Raw genomic sequence first — 25,925 nt, forward strand, 5'->3', positions numbered from 1 at the left:
ATCGGTAATGATCTTGGTGAAAGGAATGCGAGTCGCTATACTTCTTGGTGGAGGAAGTAATTTTGAGAGGAGTCATCATGCGCTGGAAGCGCACTACCAGCGATGAAAAGAAGTTGAACGGGACTTCCCAACGTCAAGGAATTGCCCCCAATTCCTTTGACCAAACGCAATCGACATGCTACAGAAAAGCGCCTGGTTCGACGTTTAGAGCAGCTCAGCTACCAGGTCTCTTTATCAGTGTCTTAGCTAGTTTTTTCGGGAGAGTAGTATCTTGATGGAACAGAACAACACTTCAGATTCCGATGAGAAAATCCGGGCAAAAACAGCAACAAACGCCAAGTGGGGAAGCTCACAAATTCCTCTTTTGTCATGGTGGTACAGGCTTGTCACTCCACTAGATCCACCAAAGACGGCAAGCCTCGCTCAGCGAGAAAAAATACGGCATGCGCGCCTTGCGGCCCTGACGGTCCCCTTGTTTATGCTCTATCTGCTTACCCTTTTACCCCAAGCGATAAGTAGCCATGGTCTGGTACAGATCTTGCTGCCTTTGGAAGGAGAAATTATCTGTGTTGTCGCCCTTTTGTTGAACCGGAGAGGGTGGATTCAACTGGCGGGTATCCTTCTCCTTACTCAGGATATCGTAGGGTTAACGTTTTCCCTCTTCACAACCCCTGGCGGGCTCACGCTCAATAATCTGTATCGCCTCGACTTCACTATTGTCCCAGATATCCTGGCCCTTTCCTTTTTTTCTGCCAATATTCTTTTTCTAATCTTTAGCATTACTGCTCTTCAGGCATGGATATTGATTACTTATACGCAGCACGATCAGGTCATGACCTACATCTTACAGACAAACCCCTTCCAAGTTTTTTCTCATATCTATGCTCTCCAACTGATTACGGTAACCGTTCTCTATTTGTGGGCACGCAGTACCGAACTGGCAATCAAACGGGCCGACCGCGCCGAGGAGATTGCCACCTTTGAACGGCACGAGAAAGAATTGCGCGAGAAAGAACTGGAGCAAAAACGCCAGCTAGACGTTGGCATTCAACAGATTTTGCAAACGCATGTCGCCGTGGCGAATGGAGATTTTACGGTACGAGCGCCACTGAGCCAGGATCATGTCCTTTGGCAGGTCGCCAAAGCGCTTAATAACTTAATTGCACGCATTCAGCGACTGAGTTCTGATGGGCAGAAATTCAAACCTTATGCATGGAGAGAGGACGAACTGACATCTAACGAGCATGGGCAAATCCCTTACAGACAAAGCCATCAGCCCAAGGATCACTAAGTTAGACGTTATCTACATCAGGCGACGAAAGCGAGTATCTGGATGAAGCGTTCAAAAAGATCCCGACAAATTTCTCCTATGTTGGGTGTGGTAGGCGACAGAGATACTGACGAACCAAGACCAGCGGACCAGAAAAAGTAGGAAGCTAGAGCCATGTGCCACCACGATCATGACGAGGAGCAGCATCATCTCGCCTATGAACAGTGATTGCCCGTTTGTGCTCGTATTCAGGATGCTGATGAGCATGAATGATGGATGGTACTATCGACACTGGCAGCGCACAGGCTATTGATTGCGGGTGGATGGCACGCTAGGGCAAGATTACCACTCGACACAACATCTCTAAGTAAACTGGCGTGCCAGTTCAACCTTCATGACCTTGCCCATGGCATTGCGTGGGAGAGCTTCGCTGAAGTACACAGCACGTGGAAGCTTGTAGCCAGCCAGTTTATCAGCGCAGTAGTTGAGGATCTCCTCAGCGCTGAGTCTCCTTGGCACGCGCGGTACGACAACAGCTAGTCCGACCTCGCCCCAGAGAGGATCGGGTCGAGAAATGACCGAGACTTCGAGCACACCAGGATGGGTGGCGATGATATGCTCAACTTCGGCGGGATAGATGTTCTCGCCACCAGAGATGAACATATCCTTTTTGCGTCCAACAATGAAATAATAGCCTTCAGTATCATAGCGCACAAGATCGCCTGTGTGCCACCAGCCGCCGCGCCTGGCCTCAGCCGTAGCCTTCGGCTGTTGCCAGTAACCAGTACAGACATGAGGACCATCCAGTACCAGTTCGCCTACCTCTCCCGGCGCGACATCATTGTCTGCGTCATCGACAATACGCGCGCGTGAATGGAAAACCGGACGCCCAACCGAGCCAGCCTTGCGCACCGCATCTTCTGGTGCGAGGCTAAAACAGTTCACCCCTACCTCGGTAAGCCCATAGCCCTGACGAAACTCCAGCCCATGTTTAGCGTAGCCCTGAATCACAGTCAAGGGGCAGGGCGAGCCGCCAGTCACACAGAAACGCACCGAGGTACAATCAGTCGTTGTGAAGTCGGGATGCTCCAGCACATTCTGAAAGACAGTAGGCACAGCGAACACGACTGTGCAACGTTCCCGCTCGATCGCACGTAGGATTGTCTGGGGATGAGAATCAGCTAAGAGCACAATGGTGCCACCCAGGTGGTAGAGCGGTGTGGTCAGGACATTGAGGCCGCCAGCATGGAAGAAGGGAGAGAAGGTCGGGGTGATATCGGTCTCGCGCAATCCCCAACTCACCTGGGTATTAATAGCATTCCAGGTGATCATACGGTGCGAGAGCATTACCCCTTTAGGTACTCCGGTAGTACCCGAGGTATACAGGATGATGACAGGCTCTTCACCATCATTGCTTGTGGAAGGTCTAACTTGTGCTGCCAGCGTGGTATCCTCGCCGGGGAAAGCATCGAATGCACAGAGCTGTAGTTGAGGCAATGTGGCGCTCAGGGAACTGGCGATCTCACCAGCGCGTTCGCTGAGGGAGAGATCGTGCAAAAGCAACGAGGGGGAACAATCGTTGAGAATAAGATTGAGTTCGCGGATCGACAGCCGCCAATTGAGCGGAACCAGGATTGCTCCAAGGAGCGCGCAGGCGAAAAGCACGTCCAGGTACTCAGGAGCATTGAAAGCCAGCACAGCCACGCGTTCCCTCTGGCGAATATGATAAGACTGCTTCAGATATGCCGCGAGCGCACGAGCACGCAGATTAAGCGCGCGGTAAGAAAAACGAGCACTGGTCCTACCGTCGATCAGACCGATCTTCTCAGGAGTTAAAAGCTCCCTTTGCCCCGGCCATTCTCCTAGATTGATGAACGTCATAGCTCACCTCACTGTCGAACAACAATGTTCTCTATACCTACTATACAGCCACAGAAGAAAACATGCTCGAGTTTCCCCTTCCTCCTACTATTATAACATGAGAGGTGAGCCACCAGTCATGTTATAATAGTAGGGGGAAAAACATAAAAGGTCAAGTAGAATGGCACATCAAAGATGTGTATCGTAGCAATCGGCTCGGCTTATCCAAAAGCCCTGGTAATCTCTGTCGAAGATGGCACGACAAGAACAAGAGTGTCTTTAAAAGAGAATAGAAGGCTGAGAAATGACAAACAGGAACCGGAGCAAAGAGAAAGAAAAGCAGATTTCAGGCAGAAGGAATGAAGGCGGAGATGTACTGGTGCCTGCCACAGCACGTGGAGAAGCTACGCGGCGCAAGATTTTAGATGCAGCAGAAGAGGTCTTCGGAGAATTTGGTTATTATGAAGCTAGCATTTCAGAGATTACGAGGCGTGCAGGAGTGGCTCAAGGAACCTATTATATCTATTTCCATAGTAAACGCGAGATTTTTGCCGGGCTTGTCGAAGATATTGGCGAGCGTCTGCGTGCTGACCTGCGTACGGCCATTGCCGATGCTACCAATCGCGTAGAAATCGAGAAACGTGGCTTTCACGCCTTTTTCCAGTTCGTTGCTCGTCATCGGCGCATCTATCACATTGTTCAAGAAGCCGAGCGGGTCGCACCAGAGGCATTCTACGCATATTATCATAAGATCAGCCAGGGCTATATTCGTGGCCTGAAAGAGGCTATGGACGAGGGGGATATCAGGATGCTGGACCCCGAAGCCATCGCATACACCTTGATGGGCATCGGGCACTTTGTCGCGCTGCGCTGGCTGATCTGGCCCCAGGACCATGGTGCCTCGGTGCAATTGCCTGAGAGTGTTTTCGCTGCTGTCATGGACTTCATTGCCGGCGGGCTAACTGCTTCCCCCCCCGACTTTTGAATAAACCTTTTCTAAAGACCAATGATCCAATTGGACCCATTGCAAATTCTCCGCAAAGTGTGTAATATGACAGGTGAGTCATCTTTCACATTCGTTGGCAAAAGGCAGATGGCCAAGCCGTCTACCCACCCTATTTCTGACAGGAGGTGCTGCTAGTATGAGTTCAGTTGAGTTGCTCCCCGGAATGCTTCAGAAGAAGACGCGCACGAAACGTCTGGAGATGGCATACCTGGTTGCTGGGGAAGGAGGAATACCAATTGTCCTGGTCCATGGCAATTGCTCTTCATCGCATTTTTTTCAAGATTTTATGCTTGCCCTGGCCGCGTACAAGAGCTATACCATTTATGCCCCGGATATGCGCGGATATGGTGACAGTGAAGTGCTGCCAGTGGACGCCACACGTGGCGTGCGAGACTACTCCGACGATCTGGCATCATTCACCCAACAACTCGGGCTTGCTCAATTCCACCTACTTGGTTGGTCCCTGGGTGGCAACATTGCGATGCAATATGCCATTGATTACCCCGGGAAGTTGCGTTCGTTGACGCTGCAAGCGCCCGGTTCTCCCTTTGGTTTCGGTGGCACAAAGGATGCCGATGGTACTCCCACCTGGCCCGATTTCGCTGGCAGTGGTGGCGGCACTGTTAATTCCGATTTCGTGCAGCGCATCGGTAGTGGTGATCGGGGCGACGATCCATCCGCACCGCGTACAGTCATGAACAATTTCTACTTTAAGCCGCCGTTCCGTGTGACGCCAGCACGCGAAGAGATGTACCTTTCCGCGCTTCTGACCACAAAAGTCACCCCCGGCAACTATTCCACCGATACGACGACATCTTCTCACTGGCCTATGGTTGCGCCCGGTACTCTAGGGGTAAATAACGCGCTCTCACCGAAATATCTCGATCAGGGGGTGCTGGCGACTCTTCAGCCGAAACCTCCCATCCTCTGGATACACGGAACCGACGACCAGATTGTCTCTGACACTTCATTTTTCGAGATGGGTCATTTGGGTCAAATAGGAGCCGTCCCGGGCTGGCCTGGGGCTGAAGTCTATCCGCCCCAACCGATGAAGACTCAGACGCGGACCGTGTTGGATCGTTATCAAGCCAATGGTGGCGAGGTGCTCGAACTGCTTCTCCAGGATTGTGGACATTCGCCACATATTGAGAAGCAAAATGAGGTTATGCAAGCCTTTAGCGGATTTGTTGCTGCTCATTAAAGTCGATCAAGCGCTACTATGGACACCATGCCGAATCATGTCTGGGACCTCTCCGACATAGTGGGCAGCGGTTCCTCTTGTTCACCCAACGCTTCCAGTTGCCTCCTCGTCATACCATACTCTCATAGGGGAGTAGGACAGCGCTAGCCAAAGGCTAGTTGCTGTCATGTTCCTTCAGAATATATCGAAGCACGCAATGTAGTGGTTAGCCAAAGCTCCTCCTCGTCATTCTACGTATTGAGCAAGATTATGAATATATGAGCTGGATGCACATTTGCATATACAGCGATTATTGCATAGCTATATTGATTAAAATATAAATGAACATTATATAAATAAAAAATATGTATTTTACGGGATATGCTTCCTGATTTCTTGATACTTGAGTCGTTATTGACTGCTTCGACTATTAAAAGTGTATCTTTGGGATGCGTTCGTGATATTCGCGTCGTGCTATGTGAAGTGTGTGTGAGGTCGTGAGGATATTCTCAATGCAGAAAGAAGGAAGATAAACAACAGCTATTGGAGAAACCTATGAACATTCTTCTCATTGGCGCACAGGCATCAGGAAAAGGAACGCAGGCCGAATTGCTCACACACATGTTGGGTATTTCCCACGTTTCTAGTGGCGACCTTTTCCGTAAAGAGATCGCAGAACAGACAGAGAGAGGACGCTACCTTCAAACATACCTCAATCGCGGCGAACTGGTCCCTGACCATCTCACTGTGACTATGATCTTACGTCGTTTGCAACGGCCCGATTGCAAATCGGGAGTGGTGCTGGATGGCTTTCCACGTACGATTGTACAGGCAAAAGCACTCGATGATGGGTTACACATATGCAATGAAAAGATCCATGCTGTTGTCTACTTACGTGTTCTACGCGAAAAACTGCTTGAACGCATTTCTGGGCGCTTCATTTGTCAGGCGCATCAGCATGTGTATAATATCTCTTCTTCTTCTCCAAAGGTGCCGGGAATATGTGATATAGATGGGAGCGAACTCTTTCAACGTTCTGACGATAGCAGTGACGTCGTAGAGCATCGTTTGGATCTCTTCTTCAGTCAGACGCTTCCCTTGTTGGCCTATTATGAGAAGCAAGGAACGGTGCTTGAAGTGGATGGGGATCAGCCTATTGATAAAGTACACCAGGCAGTTGTCGATGCGCTCTACACACACACGTTGTGCGTGTAGTACGCATTTTTTTCCAGGTTTAGGGAACCTCTATCTGTTAGTCGCCTTCTCTTTTCGTTCATACCCGTCTGCTGCACCCGCTTCCTGTGCTGGTATGCTCCTGGATTATGTCCATCTTCTTCTCTGCTTCGCAAAGTCATCTAGTTTCCTCTGAAATTTTCTGTGATGAGAATGTGATCCTTTTTTGCTGTTTTCTGATGGCTTTGAGAACATATGCAGATATCCTCTTCCTTGAGAAAGGAAAAGAGCTTCCTTTCGGAACTCTCTCTGTTTTTGAGGAGGGCATTTCCAATTATGAGCTACTTGATTTGGATTCCGATCAGCGTAGGGTTTCTTGCTGTCTTGTTCGCCGCCTATCTGGCGAGCTATGTGTTAGGGAGAGATACTGGTACACACGCCATGCAGAAGGTCGCCGACGCTATCTTCAAAGGTGCGATGGCCTTTCTTTCCCGACAATATCAGACTATTGCATTGCTTTCAATTTTTGCCGCACTTCTTGTGGCAACTGTCCTCTACTTTTTGAGTCAGGGAGGTCAGGACCAGAGGGTAAGCCTGGCCTGGCATACTGCTCTTGCCTTCCTGATAGGAGCCGCATGTTCTGGCATTGCTGGCTATATCGGCATGTATGTTGCTGTGAAATCCAACAGTCGTACGGCCAGTGCTGCAACGCGTAGTCTAGGTGAAGCATTGATGGTTTCACTGCGAGGGGGTGCGGTCAGTGGTTTTCTGGTGGTGGCTCTCTCGTTGCTGGGCGTATCGCTGCTCTTCACGGCATTTGGGGGATTAACTAGACCAGATCTCGCACCGAATCTCATTGTCGGCTTTGGCTTTGGTGCAAGTTTCGTTGCTCTCTTTGCCCAGTTGGGAGGAGGCATTTATACCAAAGCTGCCGACGTTGGTGCGGATCTGGTGGGCAAGATTGAGGCTAATATTCCTGAAGATGATCCTCGCAATCCGGCAGTGATCGCAGATCTGGTGGGCGACAACGTGGGAGATTGCGCTGGTCGTGGGGCTGATCTCTTCGAGTCCACGGCGGCAGAGAATATTGGAGCCATGATCCTTGGCGTTGGTCTCTACCTTGCCACCAGGGACCTCGGGTGGATTCTCTTTCCTCTGGTCGTGCGTGCCTTCGGCCTGATTGCCTCAGCGCTTGGACTGCTCTGGGTGCGTCCATCGGTCGTTGTGGAGCCAGATAAAGCGGCAGGGCGCGATCCAGGCGAAATTGCCATGCAACAACTCAATATTGGCTACTGGATCACCTGCGCTCTCTCCGTGATAGGGGTTTTCGCGGGCAGCTATCTGCTGTTGAACAGTCCTACGGTCACGGGCAATTATGGTATCCCAGCCTGGATCTGGTTTGGTCTGGCCGGAACTGTTGGCATTCTGTTGAGCGTTACCTTTGTCTATATTACTCAGTACTACACTGCGGGCACCTGGCGTCCTGTGCGTGAGATCGCCGCTGCCACCCTTACTGGGCCTGCCACTACTATCATCACAGGCATTGCTCTCGCCTTTGAGTGTACCGCGCTCCCCGTTCTGGCGATCTGTGGTGCGCTGGGACTATCGTTCTTCCTGGGCAGTCAGGTTCACTTTCCAACAATCGCAGGGATGGTGCAGGTGGTTAGCTTTGGCGGCATCTTCGGAACGGCAGTTGCCACTATGGGGATGTTGATGAGTTGTGCCTACATCCTGGCTATGGATACCTTTGGACCCATTACAGACAACGCTGGTGGGATTACGGAGATGAGTGGGCAGGCCGAGTCGGTGCGTGACATCACGGATGCGCTTGATGGATTGGGCAATACCACGAAGGCGTTGACCAAAGGGTATGGCATCGGTTCTGCTGCCCTGGCTGCTTTCCTACTCTTCAGCGCGTACCTGGATGTCCTCTTTGCTTACAAGAAGACTTCGGATGTCTATCGCGTTGATCTGGCGGATATCTCGGTCTTCATCGCCTCCCTGATTGGCCTCACGTTGATTTTCTTCTTCAGTTCATTGGCTATTCGTGCTGTGGGCGCTGCTGCGAAGCGGATGATCGAAGAGGTGCGCCGGCAGTTTCGTGATACTCCCAAGATTATGGCGGAGCGCGTGGAGGATCGGGTTGATCCTGACTATGCTCGCTGTGTCGATATCAGCACACGAGGGGCGTTGCGCGCGATGATCCTGCCGGGTATCGTTGCTGTTCTGACGCCTGTCGCTGTTGGTGTTCTCCTAGGTCCACAGGCTGAGGCCGGACTATTGATGGTTGCCACTATGGGCGGGATCGTGCTTGCCGTGTTCCTCAACAACGGTGGGGGAGCATGGGACAACGCGAAGAAGTATATCGAGGCTGGCTATCTCCGCGTGGATCATGACGGCAAGATGCTTGATCGTTTGGATACATCTGGCACTGTGCTTGGCAAGAAGAGCGAACCGCATAAGGCCAGCGTGATTGGTGATACCGTTGGCGACCCCTTCAAAGACACTGCGGGTCCATCGCTCCACGTGCTTATTAAGTTGCTCAGTACAATCACACTGGTCCTTGCTCCCCTGTACGTCTTTCTTCACCCATAGATTTTGACGAAGGTTTGAACAGAGCTTCCCGTACCAGAAAGCGCTGGGAGTTCTGTTCAAACCTAACAGGCCATGTTTCTCGGGGTATTTATCTATTGTGAGGAGACTGAGAGCAGATCTGTCGTTGCTGTGACAGGCTTGTGACCTGCATGGGTGATACTTTTTCTATGAAAGGTTGAAGATCATCTTTTTGTGTTCTTCCTATCAAGGGAGGAACGAGCAATATACGAAAGCGAGGAGAAGACCATGATGATGTGGGGATACGGTTACGGCTGGACGATGCTCTGGATGGTGTTCTGGAACCTCTTCTGGCTGGTACTTTTAGGGGTACTCATCTGGGGGATCATTCGCTGGCTAGGTGGGCGAACGTTTCACTCGGCAGGTCATGATCTCGGTTCAGCGCCTCGTTCTGCTCTGGATATCCTCCAGGAGCGGTATGCATGCGGAGAAATTGATGAGACCACCTTTGAGCACATGCGTGAGCGCCTGATGGCCTCCTATGTGGAGGGGCAACCTCGATCCACAGCATCCAGCCAGATGCGCTCTCGATGAGAAGAAACTATCTATGACGATAAACGTAGCATCGTATACCTTTGGGAGCCTAATTGAGGCCCCCTTTGATGAAGTATGGGGCCGTCACCAAGACCCTCTGACACGAGGGTTTTGGCGTGCTGAATAGAAGCTGGTGTATAAGAGAGGGCACTTCTGAAACTGAGAAGTGCCTGGAGTGATCCCCTAAAACCTTGGGTTCACTCCACTTCTGCCCTCTTTTCATGCAGTCGCGCACAAGCAGGGAAGAGGCGAAGCGCTTGCTCATAGAAGGCTAAAGACTGCTGATAGTTGCCCTTGCCAGCGTAGAGACGGCTGACCTGCTCGTAGACATCCAGATCCAACGGATCACATTCCAGGCTACGAGTGAAGGCATGAAAGGCTTTCTCCTCTCGTTTGAGGGCGAACAACTCATATCCCCACTCGAAGTACTCACGAGCCGAGTGGCACGATAGTATCTTGGTCGTGCATCCAGCAATGTGCAAAGTTGCTCTGCCATGTGTACGCCGGCAGGGGCAGCATCACTGAGTTGGGCATCCATCCCAACGCGTTTACTCCTCTGCAAGAGGAAAAGGAGAGCTTCCTCCGGCGAAAACACCGGAAGGATCTCGCAGTGAGCCAGTGAGCCAAGATCACGTAGTCGGGGACTGGGAACATCCGGAGGGAGATGTTCATCAGAAGTCTCGGGGGGCAAGGTACTGAACCAGTATTTCGTCTTCTCTGGCTTGTTAGCAACTTGTATCTCCTGCTCGCTGGCCTGTCCCTCCGACAGTGAACGCTCGGCCAACAACCAGCCCTCAGGTCCCGTTTGCACTCGGTTGTGACTGGTGCTGTGTCGAGGCGAGCCAGTGGCCCAATGAACGCGCTTGACGATGGCCTGTACCTGCATTGTCCCCTTTGTTCCTTCGCGCCATGGGACCATCCGCCAAGCAGAGGCAGGTCGGCCGCGCCTCGATCAATTCCTTGACCGTGCAGGGCGGCGCAGGATGAGGTTTGCGTGTTTGTCCACGTCCTTGGTAGGCGGGTAGCTGGAGCGCGACGGCCTCAACCTCCTCAGGCAAACGACAGCCACATGGACTCTCCACCGCACACACATACCGAATCTGGCACTCATCGAGGCCCAGGAGAAAGTTCGGATTGTCTCCATACCCCACATCCGCTACCACCACCCAGATCGGCACGCCCCATTGCCGCGCGATCCAGCAACGAGAGAGCGATTTCGGGCTTTGTTTGCTGGGTGATCGCCTCGGGCACCTGCGCGAGCTTGCGTCGCTCTGTATCTTGAGTCCAGGACTCGGGCAAAAACGGCTGGACACTGACTGGCCAGTAGAACGGCGTACTGCTTGCGGGATCATCGGCGAGGTATTCCGCACTCACTACCAGCCTTCCAGTTGCCGATTTTGCTGAGTGTTCCTGAGTATTGTGCAGCGACTCCGACCGAGGCGGTTCCTTTCTTGGGGCAGACCAGTATCATCCAACACCAGGAGGCCATCGCTCACTGGATGTAACTCTAGCAACTGCTTCACGCGTGCTTCATCTAGTTTGAGCGGATGCGGCAATCGCTCAAGAGAGGTTCCTGCGAGCACATCGGCGATGGTGTCACAGGTCTTGTGGGGCAGATCAGTGAGGAGCCCTGTCACGTAGCATTCCATGCTGCCTCAGCTGGTATGTCCGTCGGAACAGTGGGGCAAAGGGTTCCAGGAAGGCAGCCAGTTCAGGTATGGGTTCGGGTGAAGCTTTCAGCACTCGGGTCTTGTTCATGCTTCCATTTTACCACAGAAACTAACAAAGTAGTACTAGCTCTCCAGCTTCACATGAAGCTGGCGAAGAGAGGCCATGATCCTGGTGTTTTTTTGGGTTTTCTGTTCTTTCCAAAGAAGGCCAATTGACATCGTCGTGTGGGAAGAAAAATCCTGTTTTAAGCCTTGGCAGGCTTGTTGTCCGCTCATGGCAGAGTATATAATATCCATCTATGTGTCAATTTATCTAATCTAGCAGAAAGCAGAGATGCATGGCTGATTCTCAACAGACCAGAAACAAAACGAGAAGCATTCTCTCTACAATTTCCTCATTTAGCGGTAGTCCGGTTTTACGTAATCGCACATTGCTGGCCGTCTCGCTGGCTGTGTTTGCCGCCTATGTTGGAATTGGCATGGTGGCTCCTGTGCGCATCCTCTATGCTGAATCACGAGGTGCCTCGCTTGCCATCATCGATGCGATGGCCTCGGCGTTTCTCATCTCGAACTTTATCTTTCAATATCCCGTTGGTTGGCTTGCCGACCGCTGGGGACGCAAACCAGTCATGATTGCGGGTCTGCTGATACAGGCGGCGCTCTCCGCTCTCTATCTCCCTATTACTGATCCACTCTTATTCATCGCTTTGCGCTTTCTGGAAGGGATGGCCTCCGCCGCCCTCTTGCCTGCTGCTCGCGCTTTGATTGTCGATGCCGTGTCGTCGGATCAACAGGGCGAGGCGTTTGGTATCTTTGGTGCCTTCTTCAATGCAGGCTTTTTGTTAGGACCAGGCCTCGGAGGCCTGCTCGCTACCCTGGGGTATGCCAGCGCCTTCATTGGGGCAGTGCTTTTCCGCCTGATCGGCGTTGTTCTCGTCATTTTCTTGATCCAGGGCGCGAACCAGAACCGCACGGTCAGTGAGAAGCGTACGACGACCGCTGCGATTCCCTATCGTTCGCTCTTTAGGCTGCCTCTGATCGGTGCGTACCTGATTGCTTTCGGCGATTATCTGTACCTGGGTTTCGATCTCACGTTGACCCCGATCTGGTTACATAACAATCTGGGGGCTACGGTCACCTTCATCGGGTTCGCATATATGATGTGGGCCGTTCCCAACGTCCTGCTTTCGCCTGTCGGGGGACGCGTTGCCGATAAGAAACGTCGCTCTTTCTTGATCCTGCTCTGCGGGCTGGCACAGGTGCCAATTTATCTCGCTTATGGCCTCGTCAATATGGCGCTGCTCGTGGCCGTACTATTTGCGGTTCATGGTATCATTTATGCTTTTATGCAGCCCGCTATCGATTCACACGTTGCGTCCTCTTCGGATAGCGCTATCCGTGCACAGGTGCAGGGATTGTATACGACGTTTGGCCTGATTGGCGCTTTTGTCGGTAGCAGCGGCTTTACCCCCTTATACTCTATAAACTTTCGTCTCCCTCTTTTTACAATGGGCATTACCTATGGCCTTTGTGTCCTGCTGGGTGGATTATTGATCCGCTTGGCGGAAAAACGCTCATTACAGTAGTGTGGGTTGTGTTGCAAAAAAGGAAACAGATCTGCAACAGTAGAGGGAAAAGAGCGAAAGAGATCCTCTCCATGAGCCATCACAACCAGAATCCATTTAAATGGCGTCACTTTCAGTCTGATATCATTCTCCTATGTGTGCGCTGGTATCTTCGGTATGCGCTCAGTTATCGAGACCTCGAAGAAATCATGCTGGAGCGTGGCTCCGGGTCGATCATACCACGATCTATCGCTGGGTGCAGCGCTATGCACCTGTGAGCAGAATGCTCAAACTCCATTTCTTCTCCTCCTATTTTTTGCAACACAACTATCCAGAACATGGGCATGTGGTGGAGGTTTTTCAAGAGTTCATCAACTAATAAATACAATAACTTTTTCTCTGAAAAGAGTCAGGAGACACATGGTAGAACGAAATAACCTCTTGCAATAACAACCAGAAGCTCATGCAAACGCGAAATACTAAAGGAAATTATGAACAAACGGGTCTCAACACCAGATGTTAAAGCTGTAATCATACAATTTTTCCCTTTATGACCATACTATATCCTCGATGCGCTTTAAGCCTTGTATGGGTATTTCTCCTACTTTAGAAAAAGATGCAATTGAACGCTATTCTAATAATTTATGCTCAAAAAGTAGCTATAGACATCGTATTTTCTAATGATTGCACCATAAATTTTTCATCTAGTTGAGTAGTTGCGGAAAATCACAGGAACTCTTTGGGCAAATCGGCTTGTAATAGGAGCTAAATTGTCATGCTTTTTCATAAAGGCGGAGGGAATATGAAAAGAAAACAGGTACAGAGATGTTCTAAGATGGATATGTTCTGGTTAGCAACTAACGTTTGTTTTTCTCTGCTATATTTTCTCAATCCCTCGCCTACATATGTGTTCTCATTCGCACAGAGCATACAACCAACAGCTACACCTCCATCTGGTCCTTCTCCCGACGCACGTTTATCTTTCTATGGATCACTGTTAGCCGCATTCACGACAATTATTGCAGCCGTGATAGCTGGCGTATTCATAGTATACCAAGTGCGGAAAAATCGTCGCTTAGAACTTGAGAAGCAGCAAATTCAGTTCCAATTAGATGAAACCCTTCAGCGGCAGCAGAATCAGGCCGAACTAGGGAAGATATTTTACAGCGAAAAACTTAGCATTCAACGAGAGGAAAAAGAGCGTGAACGACAGCAAAGAAACTCGGCGGCAGAAGCAGCCAGAGCAGCGATGATCTCGGCGCAAACTCCAGAGGAACGCGAACAGGCCTATCGAGAAGCCATTCGTCACGATATCGACATTACTCATCTACAAATTCTGGATATGAGCCAACCGCTCGAAGTTGCGAAGGTCTATGTACGTGTGCGCTTGCATGAAGAACCACAATTAAGTTACGAGATAGAGGCTACCTTACGTTCAGCAGAAAAACGACGCGATCCGAATGCGTTGCTAAAAGCCAGCTGGGCTTCATTAGAGACAAGATCAAGCGCATCAATGACGCCGGAAGGTGCATTGCAGAAATATCCTCGTTGCATCGTGCTAGGAGATCCAGGAGCAGGGAAAAGTACATTGCTTAAGTACCTTACACTCAAGTCTATCAATAAGCAGCTTCTCAATATTCCCGATCTTCCTATTCATATTGAACTTGGTGAATTTGCTTATTCTGACACTCAAGATTTGGTAGAATTTGCATCATCTCAGTGGTATGAACGCTATGGCTTTCCTCAGCAAGAGGCTCGTATCTACATTGAGAAACATCTTGTTGAAGGCAGTGCAATATTCCTACTAGATGCTCTGGATGAAACGGTTATTGGTGCAAATGAAGATATAGCGATTGAGTCGTATCGTCGAACGCTAGGAGCTATCAACCAGATGGCAGCACGCTATCCAAAAGTATCTATTGTGGTAACAGCGCGCAAAGCTGGCTATTATCGCCGCCCTCGTTTACATGGCTTCACTGAACTGGAAGTTCTCGATTTTCGGCTAGATGAAATGAAGCAATTTATTGTGAACTGGTTTGCACATCATACAGTCACGCGGAGGCACGCGACTGCTGACAAATTGAATGCAGAGTTAGCACGAGCGCCTCGTATGCGAGCTTTAGCAGCGAATCCTCTCCTGTTATCTTTAATTGTGATGGTTTATGAAGTGCAACAAGATCTGCCGGAAAAACGAGCGGAATTATATAAACAATGTATTGATGTTCTTTTATATAAATGGGATACTAGTCGGGACATTCGCCGCCGCCGCGAGTTCAAACCTGAATATAAGCGTCAATTGCTGATGGAGATTGCCTGGCATTTTCACCAGCAGGGAAGACGTTATTTTTCTGAAGATGAACTCCTCAAAGTTATTGCTCACTTTTTACCAACTATCCGTCATTCTGCGCAACAATGTAAGCTCATTTTGAGTGAAATTGAAGAGGAAAATGGCTTGCTCAAAGAGCAGGCACACGGATGGCATGGTTTCCTCCACCTGACGTTACAAGAATATTTCGTTGCACTGTACATCAGTGAAAACGACAAATTGGATGTGCTCCTTCCCTATTGTGGCGATCCATGGTGGAATGAAGTACTCTCACTCTATGCTGGCTCGGTCTTCGATGCTAGTCTTTTGCTACAGAAGTTATTGCGGCAAGAAAGGCGATACTGGCCCTATCAAGATGTATTTCATACCTCTCTGCTTTGGGCTGGACGGTGCTTTGCTGCACGTCCAAGAGTCAAACAAATCGCAGTACAAGAAAAGGTGATAGCGCGTTTGCTTAATTTGCTCAAAAAAACTCCTTATTCGCTGACAAGAAATCAGGTAATATCAATACTAATAAACATTGATGTAGATGAGGCGAGGGAAATATTTCTAGCTATTCTGAAGAATAAGCGAGCAAATACCCAGGTTCGAGGGGATGCTGTGTTTGCCTTGGCACAGTTAGAAGAACGTGCAATTATTCCAGATTTGTTAACGCTTCTAAAGGACAAGCAAGAGGATGCTGAGGTTCGAGGAGAGGCAATACAAGCGCTGGCAAGGTTAGAAGAACGTGCAATTATTCCAGATTTGTTAACGCTTCTAAAGGACAAGCAAGAGGATGCTGAGGTTCGAGGAGAGGCAATACAAGCGCTGGCAAGGTTAGAAGAACATGCAATTATTCCAGATTTGTTAACGCTTCTAAAGGACAAGCAAGAAAATGATATTGATATTCGATTAAGAATTATAACGATATTGCCATTATTGAAAGATCGTACAGTTATTCCAGATCTGTTAACGCTCTTAAAGGATAAGCAAGAAGAAAATTATATTCGAGGTTCTGCTGCAGTCACATTGGCAAAATTGGAAGAACATGCAATTATTCCAGATCTGTTAACGCTCTTAAAGGATAAGCAAGAAGAAAATTATATTCGAGGTTCTGCTGCAGTCACATTGGCAAAATTGGAAGAACATGCAATTATTCCAGATCTGTTAATGCTCTTAAAGGATAAGCAAGAAGATGCTCAATTTCGAGGAGATGTTGCGTTTGCTTTGGCAACGTTGGAAGAGCATACAGTTATTCCAGATCTGTTAATGCTCTTAAAGGATAAGCAAGAAGATGCTCGATTTCGAGGAGATGTTGCGCTTGCTTTGGCAATGTTGGAAGAGCATACAGTTATTCCAGATCTGCTAACGCTCCTAAAGGATAAGCAAAGAGCAGTATTTTTTCTAAAAAATACTAAAGCTGCGTTGCAAATACCTCAATTATTGATAGATGCCTTAAAAATGATTATTACCTGGGAAAATAAATACCAGATTGCTTATTTTCGATGGCATATTGTAGTTGCATTAGCAATACTGGGAGAGCGGGAGATAATAACATCTCAGCTTATCAGCTTGCTACCTTTAATATCCTTGATAGTAATAAATTATGATATACAGAAGCTCTTAGAGGAGGTCGTACGAGGCCTTCCAGAGATTCGAGATTTAGCAAGATTGCTTAATTCATACTTCATTTCTTATAAGGATAAGAATATTATACATCGCATTTTGTGGGCCATTTGCAGAACCGAAAAGGTACGCATCTTGATGATAGACTTGAAGTGGATTAAATTTATCAGAGTCAGTAAATGGTAGCAGTGATTAATATCATATAACTAATTCTGCTGGTTGCGAGTATTTTCTAAATTCTTCCAATTTATTACCAGCTTGCAATCTTTTCCTGGTTGAAGTGCGAAATGCTATTTTAACATTTATATTAATATGTTTGGGATGACGATACTGTATCGGAGGTTTTCAATAAGCAAGCCGTTGAAAACCTCCGCCTTGAGGAGCATGTGGAGTTTCTTGCCGACAATCTGACAGTTCCTCCTGAGTAGCGTTGTCATTAGCAGCATAATCTAAGATAGTATTATATCCTTCTCTTGCCTTTTGTGCTTCCTGTAATGACTGCAGTTTTTCGTGTAATCACCTCCAACACCAATAGCAAATGCCGAGGACCGCATGAACCAGAGCATCTAATGCACCAATAGCCCCTGAAACGATCTTGATGCGTGCATCTCCTACTCGTGCGGCATCAAGCAAGGCTTCCAGGAGGGTGCGGTCGGCAAGTGCTCCAATACTGATGGGGAAGAGATCAACGCCTGCACGGAGGGCCTCTCCATGTTCACGCAACCCTCCATGCCCAGCCGCTTCAATTACGATATGAGGATGTTCTGCTAAAAGATCTGAAAGTATGGTGACTATTTTTGGCCCGGGGGGGCGCAGGATCGCCTTCCGACCACGCAAGGAGAAGAGATTGCGAATGAGTCAGGGGTGGCGAGCGGGCCGGGTGCGACGGCGTGGAGCGTGGGCGCGATGACGGGGTGAGGATGCGCTCCTGGGGGCAGGAAGCGCTGGCGCGTTCGGGAGCGTAGTGGTAGGTTCTGCTGCTGGCAGTGCCGTGGCATAGCCTTCAGCGAACGCCTCGGCACGCAGAGCCGCCCGCTGGGCGGCCTGGTTGGGGTGGGTGAGCCGTTCTTGCACGAGCGCGAGACCGGCAAAGTCCTGGGCCAATTGCAGCACTTGAGGGGGTGACAGGATGATGCCCCGGCGCTGGTCATCAAGGCTGCGCCGCTGGCCAGCGGTCGTGGCTTGTGTGAGGAAGGTCGAGTCTGGCTGCATACGTCTTCTCCTGATGGTTCAAACTGCTGCTGGTGCAGTGTAGCACATGCAAGAGCAGCAAGCAAGTCTGAGAAAGAGACGCTGTAGATGGAGGACTCATTTCAGGAAGGAAAGCAGGGATGGACAGAGGCTCAGGGGAGAGTGGTGAGGGCAAAGGGGGTGGACCTTGCCCTCGTTTCTGCGTCTTATAGCCATTTTATGAGAGAGAGTGGGCTGTGCCCACCACTGCAAGCTCTCAGGTGTTCCTCTCAGGAACTCTTCCTCAAAATAGGCAACGCGCTTTGCTGGCCCCTGGACCGTGAGTGCATGAGGCATGATTTCATCCCAATACTTTTGCACCATTTCGTAGAGCAGGGGACGTTCCTCATCGGTCACTTGCTCAATGGAGAGCATGTTCAAATCTCCCTTTGGCTTTCCGTTTTCTTTCACCCTTGTCACAAGCAAGGTCATACCATAGTGTACACGATTACCGGTTAGTAAGTATCTCGCTCTCCCTCATCAGAGAATTGCACCACCTACAAAGCATGAAGCACCCGCTTGCGCAGGAGAGCAAATCCGACCTTGCCATACATTTGTCGCTTGATTAGCTTCAATCGCGTCACCTGGCCCTCTACCTGCCCATTATTGATCGACCAGGTGAGACCCGCTCTTACCGCTTTTTTGTCCTTCTCGATCCCAGAAGCAAAGGACTGAAGTTCTGCAATTCCACTCTCCGTCACTTGAACCAACCAGGAATCTAACTGCTGTCCGTCTCGCTTGCGAACCATTGTTAGGAAGCTTTGAATGAGTCCATAGGCATATCTCAGCGGAGGACTGGCGAGCAAGATGGCCGACAAATCCTCTTGCTCAACCTCGCCCAGCTTTTTAGGGTCGCGTACAAACAACCAGACTGCCGTATTCGGCGTATATTTCTTGATGCGCTCGATGTTGATTGGGACATGAATTTCTGCCCGTTTCAGTGCGGCAAGATAGCGATACATACTGCGATCTGATCCCGTGTAGCCGAGCGCTTTGATCTCTCGATAGAGAGTTACCCTCTTGTGCTCCCCCTCGTTCCAGCGTTTGAGGACATAGGGTGCAAAAGCATCAAAGGAACTCTGTTTTTTCGTTGTGATCTCACTTCAGGAAACGTTCCAGCTGCAAGCCATCTTTGGACCGTGCGATCAGAGAGGCCCAAACGACCTGCAAATTCTTTTGGGGTCATCCCCTGCTGTCCAAGTGTCACCACCTGCTGATAACGAGCGTATCTCCCGGCACGCCGCGCCAACCGAACCTTCTCCACAGAGCTTGGTTCGGGAGTTGGCGGCAAAATAACCTCTGAGTGAGTTTTCTGGAAACTATATCATTCCATGTCAACCCGTATGTTATGCAAGGCAAGCGAGGACTAAGCCCCGGAAGTGGCCAAGGGCCATCTGCGGAAAAACGACGTTAATCATGCCGATCAACAGACATTGTGCTTGTGTTGCAAAAAAGTGGAGTTGACCCAGAAAAAAGGGGCTCCGTCATCTTCTGTGCTTAGCCCACCTTGCAAGAAGGAGATCGTCTCGATGGCCAGGAGCAATCAATCCTCAAACAGCTCTCTCAAGATTCGCGTCTGCTGCTCGTTTTTGTTGTGCTTTTGACGAGGTACGCCAGTTCTTCCGCTTCCGCACCACCATGAAACAATCGGTGTCCCTTCCGTGTCAACGTGAACTGTTGCGCCAACGACTCGACAGCCTGAAAGCTCATATTCTGATGGCCTAGCATCAAGGGGTCAGCGGACAAGAAGTCCCCATCCATTTTCTTGCTTTCTCTGTTTTCAGTTCTGACACATCCGAGAGAGGTAACAATGGTCCTCTAGTTCTGTTTTGGTATCCGCTGTTGTTTCATTTTGCCCATCTCTTCCACTCATTTGTCTCCTCAAACGAGATTCCTATTATTTTCCAAGCAATCTCCTCTTGTCTCCATCCGAATAAACAGGTAAAGTGAGACAAACACAAGGAAAAGACTGATAAAAGAGGTATGACTACAACAAAGAAAATACATATATGCTAAGGAGAGGAATGGAAGTTGAACCGACGTGAGTTTCTCAGAAAAACACTGGTGACGACAAGCCTGCTCCCTGGAAGTCTGCTGCTGAATCAAGGGTTGCATCCGTTGCGGGCTAAGGCTCAGACGCTGCAACGAACGTTAAAGATAGCCTCGACGAAAGATCTGGGAGTGGTTGGCAAACCAGCTTCGGTGCTGGGGCGTGATGGTGGTGCGACCCTCCTGCTCGGCAATCAATTGCTTTGGATATTTAACGATACTCTGGTGCGCAACGACACACGAATCCGGTCAAATACAGCGGCTCTGGCCGATCCCAGGAAGCCCCTCATCACTCATGAGCCATTAGATACTCATGGTCGCCCTTATCAATTCATACCCTTTACAACTGAAGAACAGGCATATAATGATAAAACAGGCATATAATGATAAAACAGGCAAACCGGATGACCGCATTGCCATCTGGCCTACCAGTGCGATTTCGTATCGCGGACAAGGTCTCATCTTCTCCTATAAACTCCATGTCAAGCCGGGATTTCTTAACTACGAGTTTCTGGGGTGGCGCTGGCGGTGGTACAACCGGGACAAACGCAGGCAAGACGCTTGCCAGGTCTGTTGTTTACCTCTCCAGAACCCGATTTTGTCTGTGCACAAGTCTATGGAGAAGAGGTGTATATCTATGGGGGCAATCATTCAGCAGACAATGCCAATGTCGTGGCACGTGTCCCACTCAATCAGGCTACGGATCGCAAAGCCTACACATTCTGGAATGGGAAAGACTGGGTTGCCGATGTGAGGCAGGCGCAACCCATCCTCACCCAGATTCCTGGAGCAGTAACAGCCTCGTACAACCCCTATTTAGGACAATTCCTGGTCACCACCTGTCGGCCCCTCTCTTCTGAGATTCTCATGTACACTGGCCCCAGTTTTGCCGGCCCCTGGAGCCAGCCTACAACCGCTTTTCGCGGGTTGCCGCCATCCTCAGATGGCATGGACTACGCTGGCATTGAGCATCCAGAGCTGGCGAAGAATGGTGGGCGCACGGTGTATGTGAGCTACTTCAACACAACGGGCTTTCTGACCGGAGATCTGCGCTTTGTTGAAGTGCATTTTGGATAAACCCCGTTACGAACCAGGAGCGCGCTCAGAATCAACAACGCGATCATTCCCAGCCAGGGCCTCGCGAGGCCCTGGCGATCCACCATAGTCCGGGCAATGTCCAGAACACCATAAGAGATATGGGCGATGGGTGCACCGCTTGCTAAGGCCGGACGATGAAGATCATTCCAGCCAAGGGCGAGGGGGACTGTCCTGTCTCTGAGGCTGAGCTATCCTATCTGGGTGTGATACGAAGAGCTACCACACTGAGCACAAGCACACTCACAACACAAAGGCGAGCAAGGCGGGAGAAACCAGATACCCTGGTAAAAAGGCACGTGCCCAGAACCAGTAGACCGTAGCACCCAGAACAGAGAAAATGGCGGTACGATCAGTCCAAACCAACCCAGTAGGGAGCCTCTCTTTGAATGGGAAACAACACCTCGACGAGCAAGATCGGAATCGTCAAGCTCCAGACAGCATGCAAGGGAAGTACTATCAGCGTGTAGATAATGCCGAAGTCCGCATACCAAACGCGCCTGATGTGCAAGGGCAGAAAGCGCGCCCCGTTGTTGTCAGATGCTGGGCCACAATCACCACTTCGGCAAACCACACAGGCACCGAGGGGCGCTCATCGGGGAGGCTTGGACTTCAATACACTGGTTCGGTATCATATGCAGAAAGACCTCAGATCTCGAGAAATGATGTGATTATGTCCTCATGAGAGGTTTTTTCTGCTAGCAAGCTAGCAGCTCGTTGCATATCGCGTGGGATAACCCTAGCGCAGAAACACGCAGATCACGCAGATAAGGAGTTGAAAATATGCTGCTCAAAAGAACAACGCCATCACCCTCCCTTGCTATCACCACGCTCTTTCCCGAATTAGCTCCCCTTGCCCGTCGAGCTGTCCGCCTGCATCCCCGTCGAGCTGCCCGTCTGCATCCCTATCCAGCCCCAGATCCTGGGCCAGATGAAAGCAAGGTGGGCGGCACGTTTCTCTGGCCCAGCAACGAGCTGTGGCCGTTCTGCCTCGTGGGACATGTCCACAATGAATCTGGGCGCAGCCAGGAGGATGAGTTGCTGCGTCAGGAGGCTGAATATGGCCAAGCTTGGAGAGAGAATTTTGGGCCAGCTATTATCAAACCAGCGGGAGAGCCGCATGGGGCCTATGTTGGAGTCATCCAGTTGCGGGCGGCCGATGTCCCTGAGCTTGGCTTTCCCGAAGGCGCTGACCTTTTTCAATTGCTGTGGTGTCCACGGGACCACAGGATGGCTTTACCCGGCTACGGACCCGAAATCCAGATCTATTGGAGACAAAGTAGTGCCATTTCCAAGCCCTTGCACGAGCAGCCCACCCCCGCAGTCTTCGAGCCTGACTATCTGCCCAACACCTGCCTGCTCATCCCGGAACGTGTTCAAGAGTATCCTGCCCTTTGCGAGCTTCCTACAGCCTTGCAGGAACGTATCCGAGCGTGGGAGGAGACAGAGGCTCACACCTCCTCCCAATACTATCTGGGTCCCGCTCCAGGAACAAAGGTAGGCGGCTATGTAGAGTGGGTTCAATTCCCTGATGTGGTCCGTTGTGCCTCCTGTCAGCAAGAGATGGAACATCTGCTGACGATAGCCAGTTGGGAGTGGGATGGAGAATCCTTCCGCAGATGGAGGCCCCTGGAGGAACAACCCCTCGAACATGGTGTGCCTCTCCAAGACGGTTTGGATGTGTCTGCGGAAGCGGGACTCATGCTAGGAGACGCTGGCAATCTCTACGTGTTTCTCTGTCGTCGTTGTCCCGGTTGGCCCACAGCCTCTTGGCTCCAGTGTAGTTAGAAGGTTATGGACGTGCCGGTCCTGTCCTCTTGCAAGTTTGCTTGGTGCAAGCAACCTCTATTGAAAGTGTGCATGACCCCACGGGATCGCAACGAGCTAAAAGTAAGTGAGCAAGAACAAAAGCGGCTGAAAAATAGAAATAGAGAAGTGTCGATATTGAAGAAGTGCTCGGTAGAATGAGGCTTGAGGGATGTTCATGAAACCATCAAGGAGAAACGAGTCTCCCCACCTCTTTAGGAGACATTTGAAAGTTCAAAGGCTGTGTTGCAAAAACTCAGGAGGGGACAGGAGAAACGTGGAGCTTCTCTTGCGGTTATGCTTAGGCGACCAGTCCAAACAGGCAGGCAAGCAATGAACGAAATCTGCCCAGTGATGTTCCCTTTTTCCACCCCATGCACCTGTTCTTTGCGAAGCATATTTATACTCTCGTATCCCTGTAACGTTCTCCATGCGGTCTCAAAGGACCAAGAACCCATTGTTTGGTTTGACGAGGCGTTTGATGTGCACGATGATCTTGTTCCACCAGATTGCCCCGGTATTTCACTTGTCTCAATTCCACACTTTTAGGGAGACCCCCAGCAGTTTTCAACTCGGCAATCGCTATTTGATCCAGTCTATCTCAGCTTTTGGGACTCTTTCAAATTGGGGGAAGATCGGTTCCAACATTTTTACCCTCCAAAATCCTCGCTAAGGATTTGTTGAGATGAAAGATGATATCATTTAATCATCCTCGGCCTCCTAACCTTAGATCTGGTAATAATCCAACGACGACAGGCTTTTATGGCGAAGGGGAATAAATTCATGACTGACGTGGCTAAGACATACACCATTCAAGAGATGGCAAGGGTAAGCGGCCTTCCTGCAGGGCTTTCCAGTTCTCCGCTCAAAGGGGTGCAGGGGTCTCCCTGCCGGGGCCTGGGGCGTCCCCAGTTTCCTTCCCTCCTTCGCGCGCCGCCGCAGGCGGCGCGCAAAAGAGAAGAAAAAAGGTTTTTGCGGGGACACCCCGCACCCCGGCAAAGGGCTGCCGCCCTCTGCACTCCCGCTAGATGGGAGAATTGGAAAGCCCTGGGCCTTCCTGAAAGCACCTTGCGCTACTATGAACAAATCGGACTGATACAATCAGTGCCTCGCGACAAAAGCAGTGGGCACCGTCGCTACAGGCAAGATGATTTGCCCCTCCTTGAGGGCCTGGCCCATTTGCGTGCGACTGGCATGCCAATCGAACAGATGCGCGAGTACTTCGGTCTTGTGCCAGGGGGCTACGAGGCCGCCCCGGAACGTTTGCGTCTGCTGGAAATGCACAAGGCTGCGCTCGAAGCTGAAATGAAACGTCAGCAAGCTCACTTGCAGTATCTTGAGCAGAAGATAGCGTATTGGAACGCCATTCTTGCTGGTGATATGAAAGAAGCAGGGAGGCTCAGAGAAGCCCTGGAACACGTTGCCATCTAACAGGCAAAGAAAAAGTAAATGCACTCAGCGCAAATCAGAAGCGTAGCAAGAGTCATCCTCAGCTCTTGACTTCAAGCGCTTGAAGTTTGCCATACTCCTTGTATGAGACAGGTATTGTTTATCCATAAGGAGTATGATATGAGTCAAGAGAGCCTTTCCACGAATCGCCTTTCATCAACCATTACCATTGGTGGCGACCTGACCGTCAACCGCATTGGCTATGGGGCCATGCAACTCACCGGCCCGAACGTTTGGGGTGAGTATCCAGATCGCACGGGTGGTCTGGCATTTCTGAAGGAGGTGGTCGCAGCAGGGGTGAATTTTATCGATACGGCGGATACCTATGGGCCATTTACGAATGAGCAGTTGATCCACGACGCGCTGTATCCGTACCCGCAAGGCTTCGTGGTCGCCACCAAAGGCGGCTTTGTCCGTGGCGGCCCCCGCTATGAAGACCTTGACGCTGTTGGCAACCGGATGTATCTGCGACAGGCGGCCTTTACCAGTGCCCGACGGCTGGGCATCAAACAGATAGACCTGTACTATCTGCACACTCCACAAGCCAAAGACGTTCCGTTTGAAGATCAGATCCGTACCCTCAAAGAACTACAAGACGAGGGCGTCATCAAGCATATCGGCTTGTCGAATATCACAGCAGAGCAGTTACACGTGGCACAAACGATAGTCGATGTGGTGGCCGTCACCGCGCACTACAACATAGGGGTCCGCGTGTCCGCACCACTGCTGAAAGCTGCCAAAGAAAGTGGCATCGTCTTTTCACCGTGGCACCCGGCTGCACTCCCAAAAGGCGACAGCGCACCGTGTTTTCACGCCGTGCTTGACCCGATTGCCGAAAAGCATGGAGTATCCTTGCCACAGCTCGCCTTAGCGTGGCAGTTGCACCGCTATGAAAACATGCTGCCGATTCCAGGCACCACAAGTCTTGACCATCTGAAAGAAAATCTTGCCGCAGCCGCCATTTCGTTGACGCAGGACGAGGTTGATACTATTACTCATGTAGTTCCTGAAGAGTAGGAAAAGAAAGGAAGAAATAGGCTGAAATTTGTAGAATAGTATGGCAAAATCCGGCGCAATGCGGTTGTGGACGGTTTCCGAGGAACTGACGCAAGTGAAGTATGCATTCGAACTGGCCCCGGTATCGTTTGGACGATAGACAACATTCCGGTAGAGGGAAACGGGACAGTCACACCCTCCTCGTTTCCTGAATCTATCCACCCTGAGCGCTACCCTGATGGGGTCTCGATACTTTTGCCCCCCAAACCCTTAGCGGGGAAAACGGGGGGAGAAAATGTCGGGATCCCAATCATGGTCTCTTCTCCGCAGATTTTTTTGCTTGAAGCAGAGCATTCCTGAAGTCGTTGTTGCCTTCGTTGTTTTGTAATACCTCTTAATGCCACCTCTTCTTGCGTGAGTTCATACGCCTCCACCATTGCGCGGGCTGGCATCAGGCCAGTAGTGCCTGCGTTACAGGAAATTTTCGTCAGCAAGAGT

Annotated in this window: 25 protein-coding genes and 3 pseudogenes; 15 read left to right on the top strand and 13 right to left on the bottom strand. The window is 50.4% G+C overall.

Translation table 11 applies throughout. From position 1 onward, the window contains the following. Nucleotides 1–274 precede the first annotated feature (274 nt). Nucleotides 275–1,291 carry a methyl-accepting chemotaxis protein gene (locus K3T83_RS50005; RefSeq protein ID WP_220210620.1) on the top strand — a complete coding sequence of 339 codons (1,017 nt, stop codon included), beginning with the start codon at nucleotides 275–277 and terminating at the stop codon, nucleotides 1,289–1,291. A gap of 342 nt (nucleotides 1,292–1,633) precedes the next feature. Here the strand turns inward: K3T83_RS50005 and K3T83_RS50010 are convergent, their stop codons facing one another. Next, nucleotides 1,634–3,151, bottom strand: a complete 1,518-nt coding sequence (locus K3T83_RS50010) for an acyl-CoA synthetase (RefSeq protein WP_220210621.1) — start codon at nucleotides 3,149–3,151, stop codon at nucleotides 1,634–1,636. Nucleotides 3,152–3,434: 283 nt separating this feature from the next. Between K3T83_RS50010 and K3T83_RS50015 the strand changes: the two genes are divergently transcribed. From K3T83_RS50015 to K3T83_RS50035, 5 genes are all read left to right on the top strand, one after another. Then, on the top strand, nucleotides 3,435–4,115 hold the full coding sequence (locus tag K3T83_RS50015; protein ID WP_220210622.1) for a TetR/AcrR family transcriptional regulator: 681 nt from the start codon (nucleotides 3,435–3,437) through the stop codon (nucleotides 4,113–4,115). Between the two features lie 157 nt (nucleotides 4,116–4,272). Then, nucleotides 4,273–5,337: an alpha/beta hydrolase gene (locus K3T83_RS50020; RefSeq protein WP_220210623.1), complete on the top strand. Its 1,065-nt coding sequence runs from the start codon at nucleotides 4,273–4,275 to the stop codon at nucleotides 5,335–5,337. A 534-nt stretch (nucleotides 5,338–5,871) separates the two neighbouring features. Then, a complete protein-coding gene (locus K3T83_RS50025) occupies nucleotides 5,872–6,531 on the top strand; it encodes an adenylate kinase (protein ID WP_220210624.1) in 660 nt (219 codons plus the stop codon). 294 nt (nucleotides 6,532–6,825) lie between these two features. Then, nucleotides 6,826–9,084, top strand: coding sequence for a sodium-translocating pyrophosphatase (locus K3T83_RS50030; RefSeq protein ID WP_236065257.1), 2,259 nt, complete (start codon nucleotides 6,826–6,828; stop codon nucleotides 9,082–9,084). A 246-nt stretch (nucleotides 9,085–9,330) separates the two neighbouring features. After that, entirely contained in the window at nucleotides 9,331–9,636 is a 306-nt protein-coding gene (locus tag K3T83_RS50035; protein ID WP_220210625.1) for an SHOCT domain-containing protein, read from the top strand. A gap of 197 nt (nucleotides 9,637–9,833) precedes the next feature. Here the strand turns inward: K3T83_RS50035 and K3T83_RS58330 are convergent, their stop codons facing one another. From K3T83_RS58330 to K3T83_RS50050, 5 genes are read right to left on the bottom strand one after another with little or no spacing between them, the layout of a single operon-like run. Next, nucleotides 9,834–9,971, bottom strand: a complete 138-nt coding sequence (locus K3T83_RS58330; RefSeq protein WP_373324757.1) for a tetratricopeptide repeat protein — start codon at nucleotides 9,969–9,971, stop codon at nucleotides 9,834–9,836. Then, complete coding sequence (locus K3T83_RS56805) at nucleotides 9,908–10,522, bottom strand: hypothetical protein (RefSeq protein WP_236065258.1); 615 nt, start codon at nucleotides 10,520–10,522, stop codon at nucleotides 9,908–9,910. The genes K3T83_RS58330 and K3T83_RS56805 overlap by 64 nt, the downstream gene beginning before the upstream one ends. After that, entirely contained in the window at nucleotides 10,431–10,814 is a 384-nt protein-coding gene (locus K3T83_RS58335; RefSeq protein ID WP_373324718.1) for a hypothetical protein, read from the bottom strand. The genes K3T83_RS56805 and K3T83_RS58335 overlap by 92 nt, the downstream gene beginning before the upstream one ends. Beyond that, the gene (locus K3T83_RS56810) at nucleotides 10,744–11,010 is read right to left on the bottom strand and encodes a transposase (RefSeq protein WP_236065259.1); all 267 of its coding nucleotides are present in this window, start codon (nucleotides 11,008–11,010) and stop codon (nucleotides 10,744–10,746) included. The genes K3T83_RS58335 and K3T83_RS56810 overlap by 71 nt, the downstream gene beginning before the upstream one ends. Beyond that, nucleotides 11,010–11,273: a hypothetical protein gene (locus K3T83_RS50050; protein WP_220210628.1), complete on the bottom strand. Its 264-nt coding sequence runs from the start codon at nucleotides 11,271–11,273 to the stop codon at nucleotides 11,010–11,012. Before K3T83_RS50050 ends, K3T83_RS56810 begins: the two co-directional genes overlap by 1 nt. A gap of 371 nt (nucleotides 11,274–11,644) precedes the next feature. Between K3T83_RS50050 and K3T83_RS50055 the strand changes: the two genes are divergently transcribed. The 3 genes and pseudogenes from K3T83_RS50055 to K3T83_RS50065 all read left to right on the top strand — a co-directional run bounded on the left by K3T83_RS50055 (nucleotide 11,645) and on the right by K3T83_RS50065 (nucleotide 16,988). Beyond that, nucleotides 11,645–12,892, top strand: coding sequence for an MFS transporter (locus K3T83_RS50055; protein ID WP_220210629.1), 1,248 nt, complete (start codon nucleotides 11,645–11,647; stop codon nucleotides 12,890–12,892). Between the two features lie 71 nt (nucleotides 12,893–12,963). Then, nucleotides 12,964–13,145 (top strand): annotated as a pseudogene (locus K3T83_RS50060) (IS6 family transposase); the annotation flags it as partial. Nucleotides 13,146–13,646: 501 nt separating this feature from the next. Beyond that, nucleotides 13,647–16,988: a HEAT repeat domain-containing protein gene (locus K3T83_RS50065; RefSeq protein WP_220210630.1), complete on the top strand. Its 3,342-nt coding sequence runs from the start codon at nucleotides 13,647–13,649 to the stop codon at nucleotides 16,986–16,988. 330 nt (nucleotides 16,989–17,318) lie between these two features. Here K3T83_RS50065 and K3T83_RS50070 read toward each other — a convergent pair whose 3' ends face one another. The 5 genes from K3T83_RS50070 to K3T83_RS50090 form a co-directional block, all read right to left on the bottom strand. Continuing rightward, nucleotides 17,319–17,639, bottom strand: a complete 321-nt coding sequence (locus K3T83_RS50070; RefSeq protein ID WP_220210631.1) for a hypothetical protein — start codon at nucleotides 17,637–17,639, stop codon at nucleotides 17,319–17,321. 21 nt (nucleotides 17,640–17,660) lie between these two features. Further along, complete coding sequence (locus K3T83_RS50075) at nucleotides 17,661–18,014, bottom strand: hypothetical protein (RefSeq protein ID WP_220210632.1); 354 nt, start codon at nucleotides 18,012–18,014, stop codon at nucleotides 17,661–17,663. Between the two features lie 96 nt (nucleotides 18,015–18,110). Beyond that, a complete protein-coding gene (locus K3T83_RS50080; RefSeq protein WP_220210633.1) occupies nucleotides 18,111–18,407 on the bottom strand; it encodes a hypothetical protein in 297 nt (98 codons plus the stop codon). Between the two features lie 122 nt (nucleotides 18,408–18,529). Beyond that, the gene (locus K3T83_RS50085) at nucleotides 18,530–18,994 is read right to left on the bottom strand and encodes a transposase (RefSeq protein ID WP_220210634.1); all 465 of its coding nucleotides are present in this window, start codon (nucleotides 18,992–18,994) and stop codon (nucleotides 18,530–18,532) included. A gap of 50 nt (nucleotides 18,995–19,044) precedes the next feature. Continuing rightward, nucleotides 19,045–19,218, bottom strand: a complete 174-nt coding sequence (locus K3T83_RS50090) for a helix-turn-helix domain-containing protein (protein ID WP_236065327.1) — start codon at nucleotides 19,216–19,218, stop codon at nucleotides 19,045–19,047. Nucleotides 19,219–19,601: 383 nt separating this feature from the next. Here K3T83_RS50090 and K3T83_RS58700 point away from each other — a divergent pair. From K3T83_RS58700 to K3T83_RS50105, 3 genes and pseudogenes are all read left to right on the top strand, one after another. Further along, nucleotides 19,602–19,757: pseudogene (locus tag K3T83_RS58700) on the top strand (IS6 family transposase); the annotation flags it as partial. Nucleotides 19,758–20,063: 306 nt separating this feature from the next. Continuing rightward, nucleotides 20,064–20,465 (top strand): hypothetical protein, encoded by a 402-nt coding sequence (locus K3T83_RS50100; protein WP_220210637.1) that lies wholly within the window; start codon nucleotides 20,064–20,066, stop codon nucleotides 20,463–20,465. A gap of 144 nt (nucleotides 20,466–20,609) precedes the next feature. Next, the gene (locus K3T83_RS50105) at nucleotides 20,610–21,158 is read left to right on the top strand and encodes a DUF5005 domain-containing protein (RefSeq protein WP_220210638.1); all 549 of its coding nucleotides are present in this window, start codon (nucleotides 20,610–20,612) and stop codon (nucleotides 21,156–21,158) included. A gap of 261 nt (nucleotides 21,159–21,419) precedes the next feature. Here K3T83_RS50105 and K3T83_RS57515 read toward each other — a convergent pair whose 3' ends face one another. After that, on the bottom strand, nucleotides 21,420–21,542 hold the full coding sequence (locus K3T83_RS57515; RefSeq protein WP_268963592.1) for a hypothetical protein: 123 nt from the start codon (nucleotides 21,540–21,542) through the stop codon (nucleotides 21,420–21,422). Between the two features lie 417 nt (nucleotides 21,543–21,959). Here K3T83_RS57515 and K3T83_RS50110 point away from each other — a divergent pair, with 417 nt between their 5' ends. Continuing rightward, complete coding sequence (locus K3T83_RS50110) at nucleotides 21,960–22,964, top strand: hypothetical protein (RefSeq protein WP_220210639.1); 1,005 nt, start codon at nucleotides 21,960–21,962, stop codon at nucleotides 22,962–22,964. 341 nt (nucleotides 22,965–23,305) lie between these two features. On the opposite strand, the pseudogene K3T83_RS58705 reads toward K3T83_RS50110, so the two are convergent. Further along, nucleotides 23,306–23,565 (bottom strand): annotated as a pseudogene (locus K3T83_RS58705) (DDE-type integrase/transposase/recombinase); the annotation flags it as partial. Nucleotides 23,566–23,765: 200 nt separating this feature from the next. On the opposite strand from K3T83_RS58705, the gene K3T83_RS50115 reads away from it, so the two are divergent. Both K3T83_RS50115 and K3T83_RS50120 read left to right on the top strand, forming a co-directional pair. Further along, complete coding sequence (locus K3T83_RS50115; protein ID WP_236065260.1) at nucleotides 23,766–24,413, top strand: MerR family transcriptional regulator; 648 nt, start codon at nucleotides 23,766–23,768, stop codon at nucleotides 24,411–24,413. Nucleotides 24,414–24,551: 138 nt separating this feature from the next. Beyond that, nucleotides 24,552–25,448 carry an aldo/keto reductase gene (locus K3T83_RS50120; RefSeq protein WP_220210640.1) on the top strand — a complete coding sequence of 299 codons (897 nt, stop codon included), beginning with the start codon at nucleotides 24,552–24,554 and terminating at the stop codon, nucleotides 25,446–25,448. Nucleotides 25,449–25,925 lie beyond the last annotated feature (477 nt).

Source organism: Reticulibacter mediterranei (assembly GCF_016587455.1).

Bases quoted from the DNA above. Each gene is read 5' to 3' on its own strand.
- K3T83_RS50005 (WP_220210620.1), top strand. From the start codon at position 275: ATGGAACAGAACAACACTTCAGATTCCGATGAGAAAATCCGGGCAAAA.
- K3T83_RS50010 (WP_220210621.1), bottom strand. From the start codon at position 3,151: ATGACGTTCATCAATCTAGGAGAATGGCCGGGGCAAAGGGAGCTTTTA.
- K3T83_RS50015 (WP_220210622.1), top strand. From the start codon at position 3,435: ATGACAAACAGGAACCGGAGCAAAGAGAAAGAAAAGCAGATTTCAGGC.
- K3T83_RS50020 (WP_220210623.1), top strand. From the start codon at position 4,273: ATGAGTTCAGTTGAGTTGCTCCCCGGAATGCTTCAGAAGAAGACGCGC.
- K3T83_RS50025 (WP_220210624.1), top strand. From the start codon at position 5,872: ATGAACATTCTTCTCATTGGCGCACAGGCATCAGGAAAAGGAACGCAG.
- K3T83_RS50030 (WP_236065257.1), top strand. From the start codon at position 6,826: ATGAGCTACTTGATTTGGATTCCGATCAGCGTAGGGTTTCTTGCTGTC.
- K3T83_RS50035 (WP_220210625.1), top strand. From the start codon at position 9,331: ATGATGATGTGGGGATACGGTTACGGCTGGACGATGCTCTGGATGGTG.
- K3T83_RS56805 (WP_236065258.1), bottom strand. From the start codon at position 10,522: ATGCAGGTACAGGCCATCGTCAAGCGCGTTCATTGGGCCACTGGCTCG.
- K3T83_RS50055 (WP_220210629.1), top strand. From the start codon at position 11,645: ATGGCTGATTCTCAACAGACCAGAAACAAAACGAGAAGCATTCTCTCT.
- K3T83_RS50065 (WP_220210630.1), top strand. From the start codon at position 13,647: ATGCTTTTTCATAAAGGCGGAGGGAATATGAAAAGAAAACAGGTACAG.
- K3T83_RS50075 (WP_220210632.1), bottom strand. From the start codon at position 18,014: ATGCAGCCAGACTCGACCTTCCTCACACAAGCCACGACCGCTGGCCAG.
- K3T83_RS50080 (WP_220210633.1), bottom strand. From the start codon at position 18,407: ATGCTCTCCATTGAGCAAGTGACCGATGAGGAACGTCCCCTGCTCTAC.
- K3T83_RS50085 (WP_220210634.1), bottom strand. From the start codon at position 18,994: ATGTATCGCTATCTTGCCGCACTGAAACGGGCAGAAATTCATGTCCCA.
- K3T83_RS50090 (WP_236065327.1), bottom strand. From the start codon at position 19,218: ATGACCCCAAAAGAATTTGCAGGTCGTTTGGGCCTCTCTGATCGCACG.
- K3T83_RS50110 (WP_220210639.1), top strand. From the start codon at position 21,960: ATGCTGCTCAAAAGAACAACGCCATCACCCTCCCTTGCTATCACCACG.
- K3T83_RS50115 (WP_236065260.1), top strand. From the start codon at position 23,766: ATGACTGACGTGGCTAAGACATACACCATTCAAGAGATGGCAAGGGTA.
- K3T83_RS50120 (WP_220210640.1), top strand. From the start codon at position 24,552: ATGAGTCAAGAGAGCCTTTCCACGAATCGCCTTTCATCAACCATTACC.